At 41.7% G+C, this 1,680-nt stretch carries 1 protein-coding gene; it reads left to right on the top strand.

Annotated elements, in window-relative coordinates:
* Positions 1-80: 80 nt before the first annotated feature.
* Positions 81-1,680 (top strand): hypothetical protein (locus tag JAB8_RS29045; protein WP_139143014.1); only part of this gene is annotated, 1,600 nt, incomplete at its 3' end.

Raw genomic sequence — 1,680 nt, 5'->3', positions numbered from 1 at the left:
AACAAAACTTTAGCCCTCCTCTCCCTGCCGCTCCGGACCACAAGCCGCATAACGCTCCGTCTCCGCCGCTCAAAGCTACAATGATCAAGACAGGCGCAAAGCCAGACGAACTTGAGTGGTCTGGGGCAGATGATTTCTTTAGCGGCAAGAACATAACCAAAGAAGAAATTATTGACTATCTTGAGCAAAACGATCCGCGCTTGGTTCCAAATGTGCGTCGAGCCGAAGGTGTTCTTGGATCTGAAGCTGAACCTATGGATATGCGTGAAGCTGTAGATCAAGTTTTGGAAGATGGGCCTTGGCTGAGTGAGGCTACGAATAATTATCGAGATGTTCTAGCAGATAATCTTCCAGATGCTGGCTATCGCAGGCCAGACGAAATGGACGATGGATACCTCGAAGAGCAAGCCAATAAATTAGGCACAAATTTGGATGACCTTAGAGGCAAGGACTGGGTATATATAGACCCAGATGGTGATGCTGAATTTTTCCAATATTCAGAAGATGCTCTTGCTCACCAGTATGGTGGTGAAAACCGACTTCAAGACGAAATAAACATACGAGTTAGAGAAAATCTTGAAGACGAATTTAATAACGATCCTCCAAATTTTATGTATCGTTATGGGGTAGATAGACCTGAGTCTGTAGACGCGGGAGACACAGAGTATTCTGAGTATTTTCCAGAGGGCGGTACAGATTATACAGAGAGTTTATTTCAATATACAGATCCTACGGGTCGTATTAAAATAGATACGCTGGCAAAAAGTCGCCACTTTGGCGAGGATGACGCTGCCACAATTTTTCATACACGCCACGCAGATTATGTAAATGAAGACGGCGACACTGTTCGTTACGTTGGCGAGATACAGTCAGATCCGCAGCAAAACCTTAGTTCGGCTTCAATTAACAATTCTCCAATGAGTTACGATGAATCGTTGGTCATGTCAAAATTGGATGATTTGTACGATGACTTTAATGTTTTAAGTAGAGATTTAAGTCAGGGTCGGGCTGATATATTTAGATCTATGAGTGATCTTGATCGCGGAAGATTAGGGTACGAGGCTAATATCCATGATTTAAATAAATCTATCAAAAGTGGTGAAAACTTTGTTCGTCCGTCACATATGAAAAAGTATAAGGACATTTCAGAAATTCCTTTAAGCGGCGAGTTAACTGATCTTGAAGAAGATCTTGTAAATGAATGGATTGCTAGTCAACCGCGATTAAGCACAAATTGGTCTAATAACAACTTTGCGCAAGAATTGGTTTATTCATATTTAAAAGATAAACCAGTGGATTGGCTTTCAAATGACATTAAAAAAGGTGTGTTTGATATTACTGATGATATTGCAAACAAAAAGCAAGGACTTCAATTAGAAATAGATAAACTTCCCTCTGTTCCAGACAATGCAACAGAAGGCGGTCCTTTAATGTCTTCTCAAAACAAGTGGCTGGACGAAGGCTTGCGGCGTTCAATCTATGACGCTGTCAAAGATCCAGAAGTTGATTATCTGTCATTTCCAAATGATCCAGAGGCGATTGCCAAAGTTGGTGGCCGCGATGTAGCCAAGGAAGGCACGATCAACTATTATCAGCGTGATGTGCAAAACCGATTGAAGAAGCTGCTGAAGGCATTTTCTAATGATGTTTCTGGCGATGAAATCAATCTACAGTCAGAAG

This window comes from Janthinobacterium sp. HH106, assembly GCF_001758725.1.
Classification (GTDB): Bacteria; Pseudomonadota; Gammaproteobacteria; order Burkholderiales; family Burkholderiaceae_D; genus Janthinobacterium.
The sequence above is the reverse complement of the archived record's forward strand: the minus strand, read 5'-3'. Positions and strand labels throughout refer to the sequence as shown.